2 protein-coding genes are annotated in these 1,975 nt (G+C 63.7%); both read left to right on the forward strand.

What is annotated here, in order from left to right; all coding sequences use genetic code 11:
• On the forward strand, nucleotides 1-1,797 hold a 1,797-nt coding region (locus GSM73_RS11570; protein WP_256676849.1), incomplete at its 5' end, for a carbon starvation CstA family protein.
• Nucleotides 1,798-1,813: 16 nt separating this feature from the next.
• On the forward strand, nucleotides 1,814-1,975 hold a 162-nt coding region (locus tag GSM73_RS11575; protein ID WP_160892806.1), incomplete at its 3' end, for a YbdD/YjiX family protein.

Genomic DNA, 1,975 nt, shown 5'->3' on the forward strand with positions numbered 1-1,975 from the left:
CTGTTCGGCCACCACTTCGCGGCCATTGCCGGTGCGGGGCCGCTGGTCGGGCCGGTACTGGCGGCGCAGATGGGCTACCTGCCCGGTACGCTCTGGCTGATCGCCGGGGTGGTGCTGGCCGGTGCCGTGCAGGACTTCATGGTCCTGTTCCTGTCCACTCGTCGCAACGGTCGCTCCCTGGGCGACATGGTCCGCGAAGAGATGGGCCGCGTTCCCGGCACCATCGCGCTGTTCGGCTGCTTCCTGATCATGATCATCATCCTCGCGGTGCTGGCGCTGATCGTGGTCAAGGCCCTGGCCGAGAGCCCGTGGGGGATCTTCACGGTGATGGCGACCATCCCGATCGCGATGTTCATGGGCATCTACATGCGCTACATCCGCCCGGGCCGCATCGGTGAAATCTCCCTCATCGGCGTGCTGTTGCTGCTGGGTTCGATCTGGCTCGGCGGGCAAGTGGCCGCAGACCCGGTCTGGGCCGAGGCCTTCACCTTCACCGGCGTGCAAATCACCTGGATGCTGATCGGCTACGGTTTTGTTGCCGCGGTGTTGCCGATCTGGCTGATCCTGGCGCCGCGCGACTACCTGTCCACCTTCTTGAAGATCGGCACCATCGTCGCCCTGGCGATCGGCATCCTGGTCACTATGCCCGAGCTGAAAATGCCGGCACTGACCCAGTTCACCGACGGCACGGGCCCGGTGTGGAAGGGCGGATTGTTCCCGTTCCTGTTCATCACCATCGCCTGTGGCGCGGTTTCGGGTTTCCACGCGCTGATCTCTTCGGGCACCACGCCGAAGATGCTCGATAACGAAGTCAACGCCCGCTACATCGGTTACGGCGGCATGCTGATGGAGTCGTTCGTGGCCATCATGGCAATGGTCGCCGCTTCGGTGATCGAGCCGGGTGTGTACTTCGCCATGAACAGCCCGGCGGCGATCGTCGGCGGTGATGTGGTGAGCGTGGCGCAGACTGTCAGCAGCTGGGGCTTTGCAATCACCCCCGAAGCGCTGCAGGCGGTGGCCAATGACATCGGCGAGACCACCATCCTGGCCCGTGCCGGCGGTGCGCCGACGCTGGCGGTGGGGATCGCGCAGATCCTGCACTCGGTGTTGCCGGGTGAGAACACCATGGCGTTCTGGTACCACTTCGCAATCCTGTTCGAGGCGCTGTTCATCCTCACGGCGGTAGACGCCGGCACCCGTGCCGGGCGCTTCATGCTGCAGGACCTGCTGGGCTCGTTCGTACCAGCCCTCAAGCGGACTGAATCCTGGGTCGCCAACCTGATCGCCACCGCCGGCTGTGTGGCGCTGTGGGGCTACCTGTTGTACCAGGGCGTGATCGATCCGCTGGGCGGCATCAACACCTTGTGGCCGCTGTTCGGCATCTCCAACCAGATGCTGGCCGGTATCGCCCTGATGCTCGGCACCGTGGTACTGATCAAGATGAAGCGCCAGCGCTACGTCTGGGTGACCATGCTGCCGGCGGTCTGGTTGCTGATCTGCACCACCACGGCGGGCCTGATCAAGCTGTTCGACGCCAACCCGGCGATCGGCTTCCTGGCCCTGGCGCGCAAATACAACGATGCCCTGGCCGCCGGCCAGATCCTGGCCCCGGCCAAGAGCATCGAGCAGATGCAGCACGTGGTGTACAACGCTTACACCAACGCAACGCTGACGGTGTTGTTCCTGCTGGTGGTCTTCAGCATCCTGTTCTACGCGCTCAAGGTCGGCATCGCTGCCTGGGGTCACAAGGAACGCACGGATAAAGAAGCGCCCTTCCAAGCCGTGCCGGACGCCTGAATCGAGGATTGCAACGATGTTCAATGACTTGAGTCGCCTCGGTAAATACCTCGGTCAGGCCGCCCGCCTGATGGTCGGCATGCCCGACTACGACAACTACGTCGAGCACATGCAAAGCAAACACCCGGACAAACCGCTGATGGACTACGAGGCGTTCTTCCGCGAACGCCAGGAAGCC

The organism is Pseudomonas sp. PICF6 (assembly GCF_009831705.1).
Classification (GTDB): Bacteria; Pseudomonadota; Gammaproteobacteria; order Pseudomonadales; family Pseudomonadaceae; genus Aquipseudomonas; species Aquipseudomonas rhizophila.